The sequence below is a fragment of the Thioalkalivibrio nitratireducens DSM 14787 genome, assembly GCF_000321415.2.
Taxonomy (GTDB): domain Bacteria; phylum Pseudomonadota; class Gammaproteobacteria; order Ectothiorhodospirales; family Ectothiorhodospiraceae; genus Thioalkalivibrio; species Thioalkalivibrio nitratireducens.
On the sequence record NC_019902.2, the window covers coordinates 3297925 to 3318355 of the forward strand.

The following is a 20431-nucleotide window of genomic DNA, read 5'->3' on the forward strand; positions in this document are numbered from 1 at the left end:
TCGCATGGGCATTCGGTACACTATACTGCCTCTTGCGCTCCCACCCAAAGGCCCCGGATCCGCGCGCAATGGGTTCCACCGTACGCTCCGTGTTCAGCCTGCTGCTCGGCATGAGCATCCTGCTGATGGGCTCCGGGCTCGTCGGCACCCTGCTCGGCCTGCGCGCGGTCTCGGAAGGCTTTTCCGAGTTCACCATCGGCTTGGTGATGTCGGCCTTCTTCATCGGCTACATCGTTGGGACGTGGCTGATGCCTGCGCTTATCGGGCGCGTGGGGCACATCCGCAGCTTCGCCGCGCTAGCCGCGCTCTCCGCGGTGGTGGCATTGCTGCACGGACTCTGGGTCGACCCTGTCGTCTGGTGGGTGCTGCGACTGATCAACGGGATCAGCCTGCTGGGCACCTACATGGTCATCGAGAGTTGGCTGAACGAACAGGTGGTCGAGAAACGAGGGCAGGTGTTTGCCATCTACATGATGGCCAGCCTGCTGGCCTTGGGCATCGGCCAGTTCCTGCTGCTGGTCTACGGTCCGGAAACGGTGCAGAGCTTCATGCTCGTCGCGATCCTGTTCGCGTTGGGCCTGATCCCGATCGCACTGACGCCGGTCACGCAGCCGGTGCCGATCCAGACGGCTCGACTGCCGCTACGGGAACTGTACCGCCGCGCACCGGTGGGGACGGCCGGGGCCGGGGTGTCGGGCCTGGTCACTGGCGCCTTCTGGGGCCTTGCGGCAGTGTTCGCCCGCGAGGTCGGCCTCGCCGATTCCGGGGTGGCCCTTTTTCTGAGCGCGGCCATCTTCGGCGGGGCACTGCTGCAGTACCCGATCGGCCATGCGACCGACCGGCGCGACCGGCGCAAGGCGCTGATCGTGGTTGCGGCCGCGACCGCAATGGGGTCGGTCGGGATCTTCCTGGCGATCGGACATCCGCCGGGCCTGATCGTTGCGCTGGCTCTGGTCTGGGGCGGCTTCGCGTTCTCGCTGTACGCGCTGAGTGTCGCACAGACCTACGACCGCTTGGATGCCTCCGAGGCACTGGAAGCCACCCGCGGCCTGCTATTGATGAACGGCATCGGGGCCGCACTGGGTCCGATGCTCGCCGGCCTGGTTCTGGTCGTGACCACAGCGTCGGTGCTACCTCTCGCGTTCGCCGGTGTACTGCTGCTTTTCATCGCCTTCGTGGGCATGGAACTGCGCCGCGAACCCCCGGTGCCCCGACCCGAAATGACCGAGTTCGTCCCGGTCACCCGCACCAGCGTAGTCGCCGCCGAGATCGACCCGCGCACCGAGTCCGATCCGCACGAGACCGTCACCCTGCACCCGGGCGACGACGCGGATTCGCCTGAGCCGCGCCCCTGACACGCTGATAGTGCTCGGCGGGAACGGGTGCCCCCAGCAGAAAGCCCTGAGCGAACCCGCAGCCGGCGGCCCGCAGGTAGTCCCGCTGAGCCTCCGTCTCCACGCCTTCGGCAATCAGCCGGATCCCGAGGCTGCCGGTCAGCACGATGGCAGCATCGAGGAACGCCCGGGCTGGCCGGTCGTGCGGGATGCGGCGGACCACGCTGCCGTCGAGCTTCACGTACTCGAACGGGATGCGCTCGAGGCAGGTCATCGACGATTGCCCGGTCCCGAAATCGTCCAGCGCCACCGCGACGCCCCGCTCGATCTGCCTGCGCACCTGGGACTCGACCATGGTTCCGCCCTCGATCAGCGTCCGTTCGGTGATTTCGAACACCACCCGCTCGACCGGAAGCCCGTATTCCTGCAGGTGGGTCACCCAGCCCCGTCCACCGCGGCCATGCCCCAGTTCGCGCAGCGACTGGTTGATCGCGATGCGCAGCGAACTTCCGGCAGGCGTTCCCTCCAAGGCCTTGATCACACCGAACACGTTCTCGAAGACCAGCTCACCGATTTCACCCATGATGCCGATGTCCTCGGCCAGCGGCAGAAACTGCGCGGGCAGGATCAGGCCCTGGTCCGGATGTTGCCAGCGCAGCAGAGCCTCCAGCAGGCGTATCTCCCCTGAAACCAGATCGACCGCCGGCTGCAGATAGACCCGGAACTGGCGCCCCGACAGAGCATTGCGCAGGTCGGCGATGCGTCGATGCCGCTCGCGCAAGCTCGACTGCAGCTGCGGCGTGAAGTACTGGTAGCGGTTCCTGCCAGCCTTCTTGGCGGCGTACATCGCGCGGTCCGCGTGGTCGACCAGTTCGGCAGCGTCACCGGCATCTGCAGGAAAGAACGCGATCCCGAGACTCGCGGAGACCTGCACCACCTCCGAACCGAGCGGGAACGGCCGGGCCAGGGCATCGATAATCTCCTGTGCCACGACGTCTACACGGTTGAGTTCGCTCAGGTCGGCCATCACCACCGTGAACTCGTCGCCCCCCAGACGGGCCACGGTATCGGTTTCGCGCACGCTCGCCCCGATACGCCGTGCCGCCTCCTGCAGCAGCCGGTCGCCGGCCTGATGCCCGAGGGTATCGTTCACCTCCTTGAAGTGATCGAGATCCAGGTACAGCAGCGCCACGGAACGCCCGTTGCGCTGCCCCTTGCGCACCTCCTGCTCCAGGCGGTCGAGGAACAGGCTCCGGTTCGGTAGCCCGCTCAGGGGATCGTAATTGGCCTGCCGCTGGGCCTCTTCCACCGCGCGGCGCTGGTCGGTGATGTCGGAAAACAGCGCCACGCGCCGCAGAACGCGTCCTTCCCGGTCGCGCAGGGTATGGATCGACAGCGACTCGAGGAACTCCTCGCCGCTCTTGCGCCGGTTCCATAACTCGCCCTGCCAGCGCCCGTTGGTCTCGAGCGCGTGCCACATCCGCTGATAGAAAGCGTCATCCTGGCAACCCGATTTCAGCAGGTTGGTCCGTTGCTCCACCGCCTCGCCCGGCGGGTAACCGGTGATCTCCGTGAACCGCGGGTTCACCGAAACGATGCGGTTATCGGCATCGGCGATCATCACCGCATGGTCGAGCACCTGGTAAACCGAGACCGCGATCTCCATCTCGTCCGGACTGACCCCGAGGTCGCGAAAATCGGTCGCGACGATCAGCGCACGATGCCCGGGACCGTCGGCCCGCGCCTGCAGACGGATCCAGGTCGCAGGACTACCACGGGTGACGAGCGTGATCTCCCGGGTCCTTTGCTCCGGCTCGTCGAAAACACCGGCCAGAAAACGCCGGAGCCGGCTGCGCTCCGGCTGCGCCACGATCACCCCGATGCGCCGGCCGACGAGCCTGCTGGGCTCGGTCGACAGCAGTAGCGACGCGGTCTGGTTAACCTTCAGAATCCTCCCGCGCCGGTCCACCACCATGTAACCCACCGGGGCCCGGTCGAACAGTTCGCGGTAGCAGTGCAGCAGGCGCTCGGCCGTAAAGCGCTCCGGTGAATCTGGCCCGGCCGCGGAGACAGAATGGTCGGTTTCGCCTTGCTGCGCGCGACTCCCGGTTGCCGAATCCTCGTGCATTTCCCAAGTATAGCCGGAGCACCTGCGCCCCGGATGGGCGCCAGGCAGAAGGTTCGCGTCAGGCCCGAACCGCGTGGCGCTGGCTCCTGTCTCAACCCGCATTCCGGCGTGACGGGCATGGTCGCGGCTCGGCTGCGCCTCGCGCGTCGAACCTTTCAGGTTCGAACCCTGGCCGTGCTCGATCAACATGCAGAAGGCCCCACGAGGGGGCCTTCTGCATGTTGGCTGGGGGACCAGGATTACTCGGCCTACGGCCTCGCCCTTCGGGCCAGCGCCGCAAGCGGCGCTGTTCGGCTCGGCTGCGCCTCGCGCGTCGAACCTTTCAGGTTCGAACCCTGGCCGTGCTCGATCAACATGCAGAAGGCCCCACGAGGGGGCCTTCTGCATGTTGGCTGGGGGACCAGGATTCGAACCTGGGTTGACGGAGTCAGAGTCCGTAGTCCTACCGCTAGACGATCCCCCAATCGGGAAGGCCCGGAGCGGGGCTCCGGGTCGGCAACTCAGCGCTTCGAGAACTGCTTGGCGCGGCGGGCCTTGGCCAGGCCGACCTTCTTGCGCTCAACCTCGCGTGCGTCACGGGTCATGTAGCCCGCCTGGCGCATCGGCGAACGCAGTGTCTCGTCATACTGAACCAGCGCCCGGGCGATGCCAAGGCGAATCGCGCCAGCCTGGCCGTTGGCACCACCGCCCTTCACGGTCACGACCGCATCGAAGCGGTCCGTGGCCTCGGCGGTCTCCAGCGGCTGCCGGACGACCATGCGCGAGGTCTCGCGCCCGAAATAGTCGTTGAGCGACTTGTTGTTGACGGTGATGTCACCCTTGCCCGGGCGCAGAAAGACGCGCGCCGAGGCGGTCTTGCGGCGACCGGTGCCATAGTTCTGGTTCGTTGCCATGAATGCGTTGTCCTCGACGTCTCTGCTGTGGCCCGGAATCAGATTTCGAGCGGCTGCGGCTGCTGGGCGGCATGACGATGCGCGCTGCCGGCGTACACCTTCAGCTTCTTGAACATCGCCCGGCCCAGCGGGTTCTTCGGCAGCATGCCCTTCACGGCCAGCTCCAGCACCCGTTCCGGGGCGCGCTCGATCATCTGGGTGAAGTTCGCCTGCTTCAGGCCACCCGGATACCCGGTATGGCGGTAATACATCTTGTCGTTGGCCTTGTTGCCGCTCACGTGGATCTTCTTGGCGTTGATCACGACGATGTAGTCGCCCGTATCGACGTGCGGGGTATACATCGGCTTGTGCTTGCCGCGCAAGCGACGGGCAATCTCAGTGGCGAGCCGGCCCAGGGTCTTGCCGTCGGCATCGACGAGGTACCAGTCGCGTTCGACTTCGGCCGGCTTGGCGCTTATGGTTTTCATGCCTGTTGCTCCGAGTGCGGGGCTTTTCAGAAAGCGCGGAAGCATAACCAAGCCGCGCCCGTTATTCAAGGGACCGCAGAACGGCAGCAGGCCGCCCCCCGGAGGGAGCGGCCTGCTGGGGCGGAAGCGCGGATTACATCCGGTCCGCCGCCTTCTCCTGTACCTGCTGCATCAGTTCGGGATCGTCCTGCAGCGCGATCGCGACTTCATTGTACTCCTGTACGCTCATCCCGGACTCCTCGACGGCGCGCATCATCTCGTGCTGGGCCTCCTGCTGCATCGTCTGAGCCTCGTGCTCGTCGGATGCTGACTGGAGCCGCTCGGCGAAGTCCTCGCGGATCTGCTGCACCGCGATGAAGGCGTCAACAAAGGTGTCGACGGTCTGCTCGGTGAGCGCTGCCGAGCCCGGGGTAGTTTCACCGTAGGCGGGAGGCGGCGCCGCGCCGGCACCACCGTAGTCCTGCGCCAGAGCGGTACCGCCGAGGGCGAACAGGGAAGTCAGCGCCAGGGTCAGCGTGGTCTTGCGAATCGTCATCAATAGGCTCCTTTCGGTTGCATTGGTCTGGATTGCACCGAAAGGCGTAGCAGTGATCGTGCCAGGATCGGCCAAAAACTAGAATTTACTTGATTTTCCGACAGATGAGATCGAACCAAGGAGGATCTACCCAGCTCCGGGCGCCGCCCCGTTCGTGTCATTTCGACACATGCGTCAAAGCGCCCCGTTTCGCAGTGTCACAGGTCACCCCCCAATTTCCGGTACAGGGTCTTGCGGCCAATACCCAGGATCCGGGCGGCCCGCTGCTTGTTACCGCCGGTATGGGCAAGCACCTGGCGGATGTAGCGCGCCTCGAGTTCTTCCAGCGTGTACCACTCCTCGTCGCGTGCACCTGCAGCGGGATCAGCCACGACGGCCCGCGCATTCCCCGGGTCGTCGCAAACGCGCTCCGGCAGATCCTCCGGCTGGATCACCTCGCCCTGTGCCAGGGTCGCGGCGCGCTCGACCAGACTGGTGAGTTCCCGCACATTGCCCGGAAACCGATAGCCCAGCAGCATCCGCAGCGCCTCGGGAGCCAGCCCTCGCAATGGAACCTCCTGCGCCGCGGCCTGCCGACGCAGGAAGTGGAACACCAGCCGCTCGATGTCCTCGCCCCGTTCCCGCAGCGGAGGCACCTCGATCCGGAACGTCTCCAGGCGGTAGAACAGGTCTTCACGGAAGTGGCCTTCGCGCAACAGCTCGGCGAGGTCACGGTGGGTGGCCGCCACGATGCGCACGTCGCTCGCGACCTCGTCGTTCGAACCGACCGGCCGGACGCGGCCGTCCTGCAGCAACCGCAGCAGCTTGGTCTGCATCGCCGGGGGCATCTCGCCGATCTCGTCGAGGAACAGCGTTCCGCCGTCCGCCTCTAGAAACAGCCCCTTGCGCGCCCCGCGGGCGCCACTGAACGCGCCGGCCGCATGGCCCAGGAGTTCCGACTCGAGCAGGGTCTCGGGAATCCCGGCGCAGTTGATCGCAACGAACGGGCCGCCGGCACGCGGGCTCTCCTCGTGCAGCGCCCGTGCGACGAGTTCCTTGCCGGTGCCCGACTCGCCGGTGACCAGCACGCTGCCGTCGGATCGCGCGATGCGCCGGATCAGTTCGAACAGGCGCAGCATCGCCGGGCTGCGCCCGTGCATGCCGTGAAACCCGTGGTCTCCCAGCGCTTCGCGGTACTGCTGGACCTCGGCCCGCAGGCGGCGCGTCTGGAGCACGCGGTCCGCGGCCAGGCACAGGTGTTCCAGATCGACCGGCTTGGTCAGGAAGTCGTCCGCACCGGCCTTCAGCGCATGCACGGCCTGGTCGATGGTGCCGAACCCGGTGAGCATGATCACGCCGGGAGCGGGCACCAGTGTCCGCGCCCGCTCGAGCACCGCGAAGCCGTCCGCCCCGGGCAACCGCAGGTCACTCACCACCAGTGCGAACGAACGCTCTCCCAGCGCGTCGAATGCCTCCTCGGCACTCGCGACCGCATGTACCACATATCCCGCGTCGGTCAGTTCCTCGTCCAACAGGCTACGGTGGCCGGGGTCATCCTCGACCACCAGTACCGCCTCCGGCATGGACGGCCCGTCCCCAGCCATTAATCGTGCCCCGCGGTCACGAGGCGCGTTCCCCATCCACGGGCAGTGTCATCACGAAACGCGTACCACTCTGCGGCTCGCGATCCAGCCAGATCCGGCCACCGTGATCCTCCACCGCGGCATGGGCCACCGCAAGCCCCAGCCCGGTTCCCGCACCCACGGGCTTGGTCGTGAAGAACGGATCGAAGACATGGTCCCGGTGTTCCTCGGCGATGCCGGGGCCATCGTCCTCCACCGACAGTTCGACAGCGGAATCCGCGGTGTCCTGCAGCTGGCACCAGCGCACGACGACCCGGGTGCGGGCTGCCTGGATCGCATTCCCGACCAGGTTGCCCAGCGCCTGCTCCAGCCGCACCGGATCCACCTGGACCCGGAGGTCGTCGGCGTTCGCGGGGGCCTGGACGCAGATCTTGACATCCGGGCGGTCGTGCGCGGTGCGCGCACGCGCGACCACGTCCGCGACCAGCCCTTTCAGGCTCAGGTCGCGCAGGTTCAGCGGATTCCTGCGGGCGAAATCCAGGAGCTGCCGCACGATTCCTTCGACCCGGCCCAGTTCGTCGAGCACGCTGGTCATCTCCCGGGTCAGCGGGGAGTCTGCTCCGGCCCGGCGACGCGCCCGCTGGGCACGGCCGGCGATCACGCCGAGCGGCGTGCCCAGTTCATGGGCCACCCCGGCGGCGAGCTGTCCGATCGCCGCGAGTTTCTGGGACTGGCGCAGCCGGGCCTCGAGTTCGGCCTGCTGCGCCCTTTGCACTTCAAGGGCTTGCTCCGAATCCTCGCGCCGCTGGATCATGTCGTTCATGTTCGTCGCCAGCAGCCGCAGTTCGTCCGGACCCTGCTCGGGCACCCGAAGCCCGCGCGCGCCCTCCCCGATCCGCCGCATCGCCTGGGCCAGCCGATCCACGTGGCGCCCAACCGCGCGGTAATAGCCCCACAGAACCACCAGCAGGAACAGCAAGGACAATACCGCGATCGCCACCCCGCCCTGCCAACGCATCTGCGCGATGTAGGCCTGGAAGCGGGAAACATCCCGGGTGATCTGCAGAAGACCGATGATGCGTCCCCCCGCGTCAGTCAGCGGTAGAAAGAACGAGAACACCTCGCGACCATGGCGTTCGTCGAACGCGCCCTGGCTACCGGTCGCGGTGATCAGCCGGGCGTCGCGGCGGCGGTCCAGTGACGGGCTGCGCGGCCCACTGGTGGCGATCAGGTCGCCGCCCGCATCATAGACGTAGACCCCGAACACCTGCTCGAGCTGGAACGCCGAATCCAGCGCCTGCTGCACGTCCATCACATCGCGCCGGATCATCGCGGTCGATATTGGCAGCCGAATCGACCGCGCCACCAGTTCGATGTCCTCCTGCATACGCAGCTGCATCTGCTGTTCGAACTCCCGCAGGCCCAGCATGCCGAGGGCGATCAGCACTCCGAGCAGCGGCACCAGCACGAAGGCGAGCACGGCGTTGCGCAGATTGTTGAGTCGGAATGACACAGTCACGATCATGGAGGCAGTCGGCAGCAGCGGCAACCCCGCTCATCGCGCAGATCGCGGACGCAGCCGGAACGCCTGCATCAGGTCACGGGCTCCGCGGGCCGGAAACACGCTGGGGCGACGCATGGGCGGGAACAGGGCAAAAAAAAAGCGCGGACCGAAGTCCGCGCGAATAACCACCAAAGGAGGATGGAGGAGTACGCTGACCGCAGCAGGGGGGCATGCGATCAACGTATGAGCAGTTTCTAATATTACGGATGTCGTGTCAACACCCCCGCCGGCCTTCGCGCTTCCCCGGCGGATCGTCGTTCGCACCCCACGTGGAAGCAGGAAACACCGTCTGCAACAATGACACGGTCGGCCGCCACGGGTTTCGGGATCCCCCGGCCCCAATGCAACGCTACGGCCAGCGCCTGTGACACCGCCAAAACGGAAGCCCGCCATGCTCGGATTCGTCAGCATCCCCGTCACCGCGTTCGAACAGAACGCCACGCTGATTTGGTGCGAAACCACCGGCGAAGCGGCCTGGGTGGATCCGGGCGGGTCTGCCGGAACGCTGCTGAACGAGGCCGCGACCCGGGGGCTGGTTCTGCGCCAGGTCCTGCTGACCCACGGGCATCTCGACCACGTGGGCGCGGCACGTGAACTTGCAGACCGCGCCGGCATCCCGATCGTGGGGCCCGCCGAGGCGGACCGCTTCTGGCTGGAGCAGTTGCCGATGCAGGCCCGGATGTTTGGCACCGAAGAGGTGGCCGCCTTCCTGCCCGACCACTGGCTCCGGGATGGCGACCGGGTCCTGGTCGGCGAGCAGATTCTGGACGTGTACGAATGCCCCGGCCATACGCCGGGGCACGTGGTCTTCCACCATGCGCCCAGTCACCTGGCCCTGGTCGGGGACGTACTCTTTGCCGGCAGCATCGGCCGCTCGGACTTCCCCAGGGGCAACCACGCGGACCTGCTGCGCTCGATCGTGACCAAGCTGTGGCCGCTCGGTGCGGAAACCCGCTTCATTCCCGGCCACGGACCGATGTCCACCTTCGGGGAGGAACGCCGGCACAACCCCTTCGTCAGCGACCAGGCGATCGCGGCGCAGCGAGGCTGACTGACGCTCAGTGGCCTGCTTTCATCCTTCGGGGTGCCTCACACCCGCGTGCCGACCGCCCTCAACACCCTCCCCCAGCAAGTGGGGGAGGAAGTTCTTCATCGCCAGCGATGGCGCAGGGCCATGGCAGTCAGCCGCGCATTCCCTTCAGCGCCATGATCCGCTCCTCGATCGGCGGGTGGGTCATGAACAGACGCTTGATCCCCTGCGGCACGCCGCCACGGATCCCGAAGGCCGCCATCTGATCGGGCATGTCGACCGGCCGGCCGGAGGCGCGCGCCAGCGACTCGAGCGCACCGATCATCTGGTCGCGGCCCGCGAGCTTCGCACCTGCCTCGTCGGCCCGGAACTCGCGCTGGCGCGAGAACCACATCACGATGATCGATGCCAAGATCGCGAGCAGAATCTCGGCGACGATGGTGGTGATCCAGAACGCCGGTCCGTGCCCCTGCTCGTTCTTGAACACGACCCGGTCCACGAAATGGCCCAGTACCCGTGCCAGGAAAATCACGAAGGTGTTCACCACCCCCTGGATCAGCGCCAGGGTCACCATGTCCCCGTTGGCGACGTGCCCCACCTCGTGACCGAGCACCGCCTCGACCTCGCCCTGGCTCATGCTGCGCATCAGCCCGCTGCTGACCGCGACCAGCGCGTTGTTCCGGCTCATGCCGGTGGCGAACGCATTGGGGTCGGGTGAGTCGTAAATGCCAACCTCGGGCATCCCGATGCCAGCTGCCCGAGCCTGGCGTCGGACGGTCTCGAGCAGCCATTGCTCGGTGGCGTTGCGGGGCTCCTCGATCACGTGGACGTTCATCGTCTTCTTGGCCATCCACTTGGAAATGGCCAGCGAGATGAACGAGCCGCCGAAACCGAACACCGCCGCGAAGACCAGCAGCGCATTCAAGTTCAAACCCACGCCCTGCTCGTCCAGGATGCGTTCCACCCCGAGGATGCGCAGCGTGATGCTCAGCACCACGATGATGGCGAGGTTCGTACCCAAAAACAGCATGATACGTTTCATGGTGACTCCGAGCGATTGACCAGAAATTCAGGATTGACCGGGCATTATAGATGGGGCGGAACCCGAGAAATTCAAGCCTTGTGCACCTGCCTCACAGCTGCACCTCCAGCCGGTCCACCTTCTGGTAGCCGCGCGGCAGCTTCAGACCCCGCCGGCCCCGCTCGCCCTCGTACTCGGCCCACTCGGACGGGCCCATGCCTTTGAACCTGCGCCCGGCGTGCACCACCAGCGTCGCGCCTTCGGGCAGCACTGCGATCGCCACCACCCGCTCCTTGCCTTCTTTCAGGCGGGCCGCAGGGATACCGATGATCTTGTTGCCCTTGCCGCGCGCCATCTCCGGCAGATCGGCCGCACGAATCACCAGCAGGTGACCCTCGGAGGTTGCCAGCGCGATCCGATCGGTCTCGGCCTCGCGCAGCCGCTGTGGCGCCAGCACACCCGCCCCGGCAGACACGTTCAGCACGGCCTTGCCGGCCTTCTGGCGGCTGAACAGGTCGCCGAGCCGGACCACGAATCCATAACCGTGATCGGTGGCCAGCGCCCAGCGCTCATCCGACGCCCCGGTTGCAAGTCCGACGAAGTGGCCGCCGTCTGCCAGCGTCACGCGTCCGGAAAGCGGTTCGCCCTGCCCGCGCGCCGACGGCAGCGTGTGCGCCGGCAGCGTGTAGGCGCGGCCGGTCGAATCCAGGAACGCAACCGGCTGATTGCTGCGTCCGGCGAGCGCGGCCAGGAAACCATCCCCCGCTTTGTAGTTCAGTGCGGCCGGGTCCACCTCGTGGCCTTTCGCCGCACGCACCCAGCCCATTTTCGACAGCACGATGGTCAGCGGCTCGGTCGGCACCAGCGCGGTTTCTTCGAGCGCCTGCGCGGCCGAGCGCTCGACCAGCGGCGACCGGCGGTCGTCGCCGAAGTTCTCGGCATCGGTGCGAATCTCGTCCGCGACCAGGCGCTTCAGGCGCCGCTCCGACGCCAGGGTCTTCTCCAGTTGTTCGCGCTCGGCGGCAAGTTCATCCTGCTCGCCGCGGATCTTCATTTCCTCGAGCTTCGCCAGGTGCCGCAGCTTCAGTTCCAGGATCGCCTCGGCCTGGATATCGCTGAGGCCAAAGCGCTCCATCAGCACCGGTTTGGGCTTGTCGTTCTCCCGGATGATCCGGATCACCTCGTCGATGTTCAGATAAGCGATCAGCAGGCCGGCCAGCACGTGCAGCCGCGCGAGCACCTTGTCGAGCCGCCACTGCAGCCGCCGGCGCACGGTCGCCACGCGAAACCCCAGCCACTCGATCAGGAGTTCGCGCAGGTTTTTCACCCGCGGGCGACCGTCGAGACCGATCAGGTTCATGTTGACGCGGTAGCTCTTCTCGAGGTCGGTTGTCGCGAACAAGTGGACCATCAGACCCTCGATGTCGACGCGCTGGCTGCGTGGGGTGATCACCAGCCGGGTCGGGTGTTCGTGGTCGGACTCGTCGCGCAGATCCTCGACCATCGGCAACTTCTTCGCGTTGATCTGGCCCGCGATCTGTTCCAGCACCCGCGCCCCCGAGGCCTGGTAGGGCAGCGCGGTGATCACGATATCGCCGTTCTCGCGCTCGTAGCGGGCCCGCGCGCGCACCGCTCCATGCCCGCTCGCGTACATCTTTCGCAGGTCTCCGCGCGAGGTGATGATCTCCGACTCGCAGGGGAAGTCGGGGCCGGGGATGTGCTCGATCAGGTCGTCCACGGTCGCATCCGGGTGTTTCAGCAGGTGCACGCAAGCAGCCGCGACCTCGCGCAGGTTGTGCGGCAGGATGTCGGTCGCCATGCCCACCGCGATCCCGGTCGCACCATTGAGAAGCACGTTCGGAAGCCGCGCAGGCAGCACCTTCGGTTCTTCCAACGTGCCGTCGAAGTTCGGCGCCCAGTCCACCGTCCCCTGGTCGAGTTCGGACAGCAGCAGCTGGGCGTAGCGCGACAACCGCGACTCGGTGTAGCGCATCGCCGCGAAGCTCTTCGGGTCGTCCGGCGAGCCCCAGTTGCCCTGCCCGTCGACAAACGGGTAGCGGTAGGAAAACGGCTGCGCCATCAGCACCATCGCCTCGTAGCAGGCGCTGTCGCCGTGCGGATGGAACTTGCCGAGCACATCCCCGACAGTACGCGCGGATTTCTTGTACTTCGCAGTCGCGGTCAGTCCCAGCTCGCTCATCGCGTAGATAATCCGCCGCTGCACCGGCTTCAGGCCGTCGCCCACATGAGGCAGGGCCCGGTCCAGGATCACGTACATGGAATAGTCCAGGTACGCCTTCTCGGTGAAATCCTTCAGCGGCAGACGCTCGGCATCCGCGAAGTCCAGCGTCAGGTTCTCGGGCATTGCGTTGCGCTCCGGTTCGGGGGCTGCAGGGCAGAGGGATGGCCCCCAGCGCCGATTTGCCCGGCGCCGGGCGCGGCCGTACTGTAGCCAGTTCGGATCGCGCATTCCAACGCAATTTCGCGGCACGGGGGACCGGTTTGGACCTGGAGACAGGCTGGATCGCCAGCGGCATCGCGGCCGCCGTATTCCTGCTGGCCGTCGCCACCGCGGTACATGCGCTGCTGCAGCGCCGGGAGACCGGGGCGGTGATCGCCTGGGTCGGCCTGATCTTCCTGTTGCCGCTGGCCGGTTCGATCCTGTATTGGCTGTTCGGAATAAACCGCATCCGCAGGCGCGCCCGGGCGCTGCGCGAGGGCCACAGCCCCGCCCCGGCCGCTCACCGCAGCCTCGACGTGGACCCCGACCTGAGCGCGCGCTGGCGCGGGCTGCTCGGCTCCGGCGACGCGCTGAGCCCGTTCACCGTTGCGCCGGGTAACCGCGTGACCCCGCTGTTCGATGGCGACCGGGCCTACCAGGCGATGCTCTACGCGATCGACGGGGCGCAGCGGCGCGTGACCCTCGCGACCTATATCTTCGACGCCGACCCCATCGGCCTGCATTTCGCCGAGCGGCTGAAGGCCGCCCGGGACCGTGGCGTCGACGTGCGGGTGCTGATCGACGGCATCGGCGCCCGCTACAGCCGCCGCAGCATGCTGCGGCATCTGCGCCGGCTCGGGGTCCGTACCGCGGCGTTCCTGCCAGTACAGCTGCCGCGCACCGTCGCGGTATTCAATCTCCGGAATCACCGCAAGCTGCTGGTCGTCGACGGCACGATCGGATTCACCGGCGGCATGAACATCCGGCGCGGTCACTGCCGGACCGCCCCCGGCAAGCACCCGATTCACGATCTCCACTTCGAAATCGAAGGGCCTGTGGTGGAGCAGCTCGAGGCGATCTTCTGCGAGGACTGGCACTTCAGTACGCGGGAACGGGTCACGACCGCACCGGGATCGGACCGGCCGGCCGGTCCGCCGCCCGGCCACACACCGTGCCGGGGGCTTCCCGACGGCCCCGACGAAGACTTCGAGGTTCTGCAGTTCACGCTGCTGGCGGCGCTGGCCGAGGCCCGGGAGCGGGTCACCATCGTGACGCCCTACTTCCTGCCCGATGTCGGCCTGCTCGGCGCGTTGAAGACCGCAGCGCTGCGCGGGGTACAGGTGGACATCCTGCTTCCGGAACGCAGCAATCTGCGCCTGGTGCAGTGGGCCGGAAACCCGCTGCACACGGAACTAGTGGAACGTGGCTGCCGGTTGTGGCTCACCCCGCCGCCGTTCAACCACAGCAAGCTGATGCTGGTCGACGAGTGCTGGGTACTGTTCGGGTCGGGCAACTGGGATCCACGCAGCCTGCGGCTGAATTTCGAGTTCAACGTCGAATGCTACGACGCCGAACTGGGCCGCCGGCTGGGCCGCTGGGCATCCGAGCTGCGCGCACGCTCGCGGCGGCTGGATCTCGCCGAGATCCAGAAACGGCCGATCCCGATGCGCCTGCGCGACGGGGCCGCACGGCTCCTGACGCCGTACCTCTAACCGGCACGGCCCTCGCCCCCCGCGCGTGACTCGCGTCCATGCCAGTCGCAGCGTGTGCGGTCGACGGTGTAGTCTGAACCCATGGATGTGATCTTCCGCGGGCCGGACCCGCAAACGCCAACCCGTAACGCCGGAGGCGCGAGCCGATGTTCCTGAACCTGTTCCGCCGCGACCCCCTGCTGGATGAAACGACCCGGCAGTGGATCCACGAAGTCTTCGCGTGGGCGCTGCGCCACCAGGGTCCCGGGGTATTCTTCCGCAAGACCGACCTGGTGCTGCCGACTCCTGAGTACTTTCCGGGCCGCGCCAGCAGCGTGCACGGCATGGCGCAGCTGATGTTCGAGTCGGTCCGCAGGCACGCCGGCCTCGACCACTGGCCTTGCCACCTGCTGGAACCGGGTGCGCTGACCGCGCAGCCCTACCCCCGCCATGCACCGGGTCCCGCATACCGCGCCCGCAAGGAACCGGCCCAGGCGACAGACGGGGCGGTTTCCACCGCCCTGTTCAGCTATTCACCGGAACTGGTCGGAAACCCCGAAGCGCTGATCGCGACCTTCGCGCGTGATTTCGCGCAGCATGTCGCCGCTTCCGCCCCCGAGGCCCCGCCCGGGGGCCGAGAAAACTGGCCACACGTCACCGAACTAGTCAGCGTCTTCATGGGCTTCGGGCTGATGCTGGCGAACACCGCCTTCAGCGTGCGGGTCAACCGCTGTGGTTCCTGCCAGGGGCCGGCAGCCGAACGCAGCGGCTACCTTTCGCGGGCCGACCTGACCTATGCGCTAGCCCTCTTCTGCAGGCTGAAGGACATCCCGGCGGGGCAGGCGCGCAGGCACCTGAAGGCGGCCCTGCGGCCGGTATTCCGGCGTGCCCTGGCGCAGATCGACCGCCACCCGCAAGACCTCGAGACACTGAAGGCAACGGCGCCGGCGGTCGCCGGCGCCCCAGCGGCAGGAGTTCTGACCCTCCCGCGCTGACCAGCCCTCAGGGCGCAGGGAAATTGGCGTCATAGTCCAGCCATGCGGCGTAGATCCGGTCCGGCCAGTGGCTCTGAAACCAGGCGATCACGGCATCGATCTCCGCAGCCGACAGGATATCCGCAAACGGCGGCATGTCGCCGTGCTCGGGATCGGAGCCCTCCCGGATCTGCTGCCGCAGCTGCCAGAGCGGGTGGTGCCAGGTGTGCGCCGTGCCGTTCAGCGGCGGCGGCCGCCAGCGGCCATCCGGCAGGCGCCGTCGCCATTCCTCGGCGCCTTCGGCCTGCCCACCATGGCACGATGCGCAGTACGCAACATACAGCGGAGCGCCCTGCATGACCTGCTCGACCGTATACCACCGGCCGGTCTCCGCATCCCGTCGTTCTGCCTCGCGCGGGGGCTCCGTGCAGCCGGCCACCAGCAGCCCCGCAATCACGATTGCGGCAATCGCGAGGTGCGCCGCGGCCACTCCCCGCGCGCGACCGGGTCGTTTTCGCTCGCGTAACGGCCGTGCTCGCGCATCAACCTCAACCTCGCCGCCATGAACCAGGTCCATCATCGAATCCGATACCTCCGAGTCAAAACGTCCGTCCGACTGCCGCGTGGGAACCCACTTCGGCACCGGGGCAGCCCGAAACCTTGAGACTTGAGCCGATACGCGGCACGCTGACTACACTGTGGAGGACAACCGCCCCGAACTGAAGCCATTCAGGTTCGCCGACGGACAACCTCCCACGGTCAACGAGAAGAACGATTTCCGGGCCAACACGATACCGCACCGGACCAACCACCGCCCCAAGGAGACCGCACCATGAACGACTCGCAACCCCCGCTGCAGCCACGGGCCCGACGACCGGGGTTCCCGCGACCTGTACTGGTCGCGGGCGCGCTGTTCCTGGCCCTGAGCCTTTCCGGCACGGGCCAGGCCGAGACCGCCGCTGAAAACGCTGCCTCGGAGACCGGGCCCGACGCCCTGCTGGAACGGATCCATTCCATGGAGGGCATGCTCGGCAACCTGCGCGACGAGAACGAGATGCTCTCTGCAGAGCTGTCGACCGCCCGGACCGAACTCGCAGCCCACGGAGAGGAACGCGCGCTATTCCGCGCCGACATCGCCTCGCTGGAAGGCGAACTCGAGGCCACCAACCGGACGCTATCCGAGCTCCAAGCCACGGCCGACCAGGCCTGGGCAGAATCCGAGGATGCGCGGAACGAGCTGGCCAACCTGCGCGCAGCCCACGAAATACTCCAGGCCGAGCTCTCCCAGGCCCGTACCGAACTCGCCGCCCAGGGCGAGGAACGCGCCCTGCTCCGCGCCGAGATCACCGACCTCGAGAACCAGCTGACCGAGACACAGGCCGTCGCCAGCGATGCCCGCCAGGGCCGCGAACAGGCCGAGGCCGCCGCCGCGGACCTGCAGGCCGCCAAGGAGATCCTCGAGGCCGAGCTCTCCCAGGCCCGTACCGAACTCGCCGCCCAGGGCGAGGAACGCGCCCTGCTCCGCGCCGAGATCACCGACCTCGAGAACCAGCTGACCGAGACACAGGCCGTCGCCAGCGACGCCCGCCAGGGCCGCGAACAGGCCGAGGACGCCGCCGCGGACCTGCAGGCCGCCAAGGAGATCCTCGAGGCCGAGCTCTCCCAGGCCCGTACCGAACTCGCCGCCCAGGGCGAGGAACGCGCCCTGCTCCGCGCCGAGATCACCGACCTCGAGAACCAGCTGACGTCCGCCCGGACCGAACTGAGCGAAGTCCGCAACGCGAACGAAGACCTCCGGCAGGAACAACAGGCGGCCCGCGATGAACTCGCCACGCTACAAACCAGCATGGACGATCTCAGGGCGCGACTGGACGAGTCACAGGCGGAACTGACCCGCGCACAATCCAACCAGGCCGCCCTGCAGGAAGAACTGGCCGCTGTGCAACAGGCACGCACCGAGGCCCAGGCCGAGAGCGAACGCGAACTCGCCCGCCTGCGTGCGATGCTGCCGCCGGACGAGGGAGGCTCGCTGGATCTGGAAGCCGTCCGCGCACAGGCCGCCCAGCATGCTCGCGAGCTGCGCGCTGCCAACCGCGCACTGCGGCCGGGCAGCAGCGCCGAACCACGACAGCTGGAAGCCATCGAGGCAGCCGCCGAGCAACTGCGCCGCGAGCAGGCACTGGTGGTCCGCGCCCAAGGGGGAACGCTGTACCAGGTGAAGCCCGGGGAAACACTTGGCATGATCGCGGCCCGGTTCTATGGCGAAGGCAACACCTGGCCCCAGGTCCAGGAGATCTACGAGGCCAACCGCCACATCCTGGAAACCCCGGACCAGGTCTGGCCCGGAACGACCCTGATCCTGCCGTGACAAGCCGTACCCCGGTGCGCCGTGCGTGTGCCGGGGTACGGTCCAGAGAGTACTCCGAGGCCCTCCCGGGCCGCGCCCGGCGCCCGTGACGACGCCCCCGGCCGCACAGCCGATGCGGCCCTGCGCGTTCCCGACACGGCGCGGTCGCAATCCCCCGCATCACCGGCCGGCGCCTCAAGGTTCCGGCAACGCCGCCATGCGCGTTCCCCGGGCAGCCGCACCCGGCACTGGAGTACCCGATTTGGGTCAGTCCCGCGCAGCGCACCGGCTCGCACGCCAGGCGCGTTCTTTCACGCCAGGATCCTTGCGCAGGTCTGCCTCGCGGGAGAAAGGCTACGGCTGCATGCCGATGCGTCCGACGGGATACCTGCGTCAACCCCGTACCCTGGCCAGCGCCACCAGCGCGATCAGCAGGAACAGCCAGAGCGGCGCACTGGCGGCGACCCAGGGCGGGAGGTCGTAGACCAGTCCCATGTGCGTCATCGTTCGCATCACGATCACGAAACCCACACCGAGCACCAGCCCAATGAACAGGCGTCGCCCGGCGCCGCCCTCGCGCTGGTGTCCGAACAGGAACGGGATCGCCAGCAGCAGCATCACCCAGGTGCTGGCCGGCAGAATGACACGCTGCCAGAAGGCCACTTCGTAGGCGGCGGACTCGAGATGGTTCTCCTGCAGGTACCGGATATATCGCGCCAGGTCGCCAGCGGCCATCTGGCGCGGCTCCACCACCAGCACACCGAAATATTCCGGGGCCAGCAGCCGGTCCGAGATCTCCTCGGACTGCCTTTCCGGAATCACGCCGAACGGTGATACCCGTGATCGGGCGACCTCCAACAACCGCCAGCGGTCTCCTTCGAACTCGGCCCGGTCCACCTTCGTGATCGACCGCACCCCCCCGGTGGGACCCAACTCGATCACACGCACTCCGGCCAGCCGGTCCCCGGGCAGGACCGCATCGGCATGGACGATCCGATTGCCGTCGCGGGCCCAGAGACCGATCCGGCCGACCGTCATCCGCTCGTCAAATGCGAAAGCCTTCAGGTGCTGCGCACGCGCCTCGGCCTCGGGCGCCAGCAGTTCGCCCAGGCCGACCATGCCCACCACCACCACCAGGCCGCCCTGCATCACCCAGCTCACGAGTCGCACCCGCGTTACGCCGGCGGCGCGCATCGCCGTCAACTCGCTGTTCGACGCCAGGTTGCCGAGCCACAGCAGACTCCCCAGCAAGGCCGCCGTCGGCACCAGTTCGTAGACGCGACGTGGCAGAGTCAACAGGACGTAGACGACCGCCTCCCAGAGCCCATACTGGCCGCGCCCGATGTCACCCAGTTCGCCGATCAGCGCGAACACGCCGTCCAGGGTCACCAGCAGCAACAGCGCGAACAGGGTTCCGATCAGCACCTGGGCGATCACATAGCGGCCGAGTACCGTCGTCATCTCGAACCGTCCCTCATCGGCCGGAGCAGGACCGGCCACAGGCACCGGCGCCACGACAGCACCAGCCAGACCGACAATGGCAGCAGGTGCACCCACCACAGCCCGAGCCACATCGGCACCTGCCCGACGATCACCCAGGACTTGCCCATGATCAGCAGGTTTGCATACAGGGCATACACGACGATCGCCAGCGGCACCGCCGCGTATCGCCCGCTGCGCGGGGGCACCAGCCCCAGCGGCAGCGCGACCAGAGCCAGCATCAGCACCGACACCGGCATCGCCAGCCGCCACTCGAGTTCCCCACGGAACACCGGCTGGTGCCGCTGTTCCCAGAGCTCCGCGATCGGAACCCCGTCGAGACTGCGCCTAGGCTCCGCCAATGTTGGATCCGGCACGCGCATGCGCAGGCGATCGAAATCCAGCATCTGAAAGGAGCCCTCGCCCGGAACGCCGACGTAACGGTGGCCGTCCTCCAGAACCAGATAGCGCGCGCTGGCGTGCAGCTCCGCGATGGCCCGCGTCGCCACCGTGACCTCGGCGATACCATCGGCACGCTCGTGGTAGATGAACACGCCGAGCAGCGCCTGACGGTCGGGCGTCAGACTTTCCGCGAAGAACACCTGGTCACCCACACGCGAGCGCAGAAATCTGCCCGGCGTGATCCCCACCAGGTCGGATCGCTGGTCCGCCCGGTCCCGAAGCTGATCCACCATCGCTTCCACCCGGGGCACCACGAACGACATCAGGAACAACAGGACCAGCGCCGCAGGAATCGCGACCAGGTAGATCGCCCGATACAGACGAGCGAAAGATACGCCGCCGGCCTGCATCGCGATCAGTTCGCTGTCGCGCTGCATCCTGCCCAGCACCAACAGGAACGACAGGAACAGCGCGACCGGCCACAGGAGCATCAGCCCCTTGAACGACCCGAACGCCACCAGCGCCGGCAGTACGTCGAGAGGAATCCGGCCTTCCGCGACGTCGCGCAAGACACGGCCCAGCACACCGCCGATGATAACCAGCAGCAGCACCGCGGTGACCGCGGCCTGGGTCACCAGGAAGTCGCGGGCAAGAAAACGCTCGATCAGCAGCGGACGAATCACGCGGCGACCGCCCCGGGTTCGCGGAACCGCCAGCACGACGGCCCCACCGGCCATTCCGCATCCTTGGTCGTTTCTTTACACACACTGCTAAGATTAGCGT

16 protein-coding genes, 1 tRNA gene and 1 other RNA gene are annotated in these 20431 nt (G+C 67.3%); 5 read left to right on the forward strand and 13 right to left on the reverse strand.

Translation table 11 applies throughout. The features are described 5' to 3' along the window. The first annotated feature begins 68 nt into the window (after window positions 1–68). The gene (locus tag TVNIR_RS15065; RefSeq protein ID WP_015259929.1) at window positions 69–1355 is read left to right on the forward strand and encodes an MFS transporter; all 1287 of its coding nucleotides are present in this window, start codon (window positions 69–71) and stop codon (window positions 1353–1355) included. Here the strand turns inward: TVNIR_RS15065 and TVNIR_RS15070 are convergent. The 8 genes from TVNIR_RS15070 to TVNIR_RS15100 all read right to left on the reverse strand — a co-directional run bounded on the left by TVNIR_RS15070 (window position 1306) and on the right by TVNIR_RS15100 (window position 8432). Beyond that, entirely contained in the window at window positions 1306–3462 is a 2157-nt protein-coding gene (locus TVNIR_RS15070) for a putative bifunctional diguanylate cyclase/phosphodiesterase (protein ID WP_157092288.1), read from the reverse strand. The two genes, TVNIR_RS15065 and TVNIR_RS15070, sit on opposite strands and share 50 nt — an antisense overlap. Window positions 3463–3684: 222 nt before the next feature. Next, window positions 3685–3817, reverse strand: a non-coding RNA gene (locus tag TVNIR_RS19290) — RtT sRNA. A 34-nt stretch (window positions 3818–3851) separates the two neighbouring features. Then, window positions 3852–3925, reverse strand: a tRNA-Gln gene (locus tag TVNIR_RS15075). A gap of 37 nt (window positions 3926–3962) precedes the next feature. Next, window positions 3963–4355 (reverse strand): 30S ribosomal protein S9, encoded by a 393-nt coding sequence (gene rpsI / locus TVNIR_RS15080; protein WP_015259931.1) that lies wholly within the window; start codon window positions 4353–4355, stop codon window positions 3963–3965. A 38-nt stretch (window positions 4356–4393) separates the two neighbouring features. Further along, a complete protein-coding gene (rplM, locus tag TVNIR_RS15085) occupies window positions 4394–4822 on the reverse strand; it encodes a 50S ribosomal protein L13 (RefSeq protein WP_015259932.1) in 429 nt (142 codons plus the stop codon). Window positions 4823–4955: 133 nt separating this feature from the next. Continuing rightward, window positions 4956–5357 (reverse strand): DUF4168 domain-containing protein, encoded by a 402-nt coding sequence (locus TVNIR_RS15090; protein ID WP_015259933.1) that lies wholly within the window; start codon window positions 5355–5357, stop codon window positions 4956–4958. 197 nt (window positions 5358–5554) lie between these two features. Continuing rightward, on the reverse strand, window positions 5555–6919 hold the full coding sequence (locus TVNIR_RS15095; protein ID WP_015259934.1) for a sigma-54-dependent transcriptional regulator: 1365 nt from the start codon (window positions 6917–6919) through the stop codon (window positions 5555–5557). A gap of 37 nt (window positions 6920–6956) precedes the next feature. After that, window positions 6957–8432 (reverse strand): sensor histidine kinase, encoded by a 1476-nt coding sequence (locus tag TVNIR_RS15100; protein WP_052316677.1) that lies wholly within the window; start codon window positions 8430–8432, stop codon window positions 6957–6959. 442 nt (window positions 8433–8874) lie between these two features. On the opposite strand from TVNIR_RS15100, the gene TVNIR_RS15105 reads away from it, so the two are divergent. Further along, a complete protein-coding gene (locus tag TVNIR_RS15105; RefSeq protein WP_015259936.1) occupies window positions 8875–9534 on the forward strand; it encodes an MBL fold metallo-hydrolase in 660 nt (219 codons plus the stop codon). Window positions 9535–9664: 130 nt separating this feature from the next. On the opposite strand, the gene htpX is transcribed toward TVNIR_RS15105, so the two are convergent. After that, window positions 9665–10555, reverse strand: a complete 891-nt coding sequence (gene htpX / locus TVNIR_RS15110; protein WP_043739810.1) for a protease HtpX — start codon at window positions 10553–10555, stop codon at window positions 9665–9667. Window positions 10556–10646: 91 nt separating this feature from the next. Further along, window positions 10647–12899 (reverse strand): DNA topoisomerase IV subunit A, encoded by a 2253-nt coding sequence (parC, locus tag TVNIR_RS15115; RefSeq protein WP_015259938.1) that lies wholly within the window; start codon window positions 12897–12899, stop codon window positions 10647–10649. A 137-nt stretch (window positions 12900–13036) separates the two neighbouring features. On the opposite strand from parC, the gene TVNIR_RS15120 reads away from it, so the two are divergent. Both TVNIR_RS15120 and TVNIR_RS15125 read left to right on the forward strand, forming a co-directional pair. Beyond that, window positions 13037–14467, forward strand: a complete 1431-nt coding sequence (locus tag TVNIR_RS15120; protein WP_015259939.1) for a phospholipase D-like domain-containing protein — start codon at window positions 13037–13039, stop codon at window positions 14465–14467. A 146-nt stretch (window positions 14468–14613) separates the two neighbouring features. After that, a complete protein-coding gene (locus TVNIR_RS15125; RefSeq protein WP_015259940.1) occupies window positions 14614–15441 on the forward strand; it encodes a hypothetical protein in 828 nt (275 codons plus the stop codon). A gap of 7 nt (window positions 15442–15448) precedes the next feature. Here TVNIR_RS15125 and TVNIR_RS15130 read toward each other — a convergent pair whose 3' ends face one another. Then, window positions 15449–16000: a c-type cytochrome gene (locus TVNIR_RS15130; RefSeq protein ID WP_237251650.1), complete on the reverse strand. Its 552-nt coding sequence runs from the start codon at window positions 15998–16000 to the stop codon at window positions 15449–15451. Window positions 16001–16252: 252 nt separating this feature from the next. On the opposite strand from TVNIR_RS15130, the gene TVNIR_RS15135 reads away from it, so the two are divergent. Further along, window positions 16253–17788 (forward strand): LysM peptidoglycan-binding domain-containing protein, encoded by a 1536-nt coding sequence (locus TVNIR_RS15135; protein WP_015259943.1) that lies wholly within the window; start codon window positions 16253–16255, stop codon window positions 17786–17788. Window positions 17789–18160: 372 nt separating this feature from the next. Here TVNIR_RS15135 and lptG read toward each other — a convergent pair whose 3' ends face one another. Both lptG and lptF read right to left on the reverse strand, forming a co-directional pair. After that, window positions 18161–19228, reverse strand: coding sequence for an LPS export ABC transporter permease LptG (lptG, locus tag TVNIR_RS15140; protein WP_015259944.1), 1068 nt, complete (start codon window positions 19226–19228; stop codon window positions 18161–18163). Beyond that, window positions 19225–20385: an LPS export ABC transporter permease LptF gene (gene lptF / locus TVNIR_RS15145; protein ID WP_015259945.1), complete on the reverse strand. Its 1161-nt coding sequence runs from the start codon at window positions 20383–20385 to the stop codon at window positions 19225–19227. The genes lptG and lptF overlap by 4 nt, the downstream gene beginning before the upstream one ends. Window positions 20386–20431 lie beyond the last annotated feature (46 nt).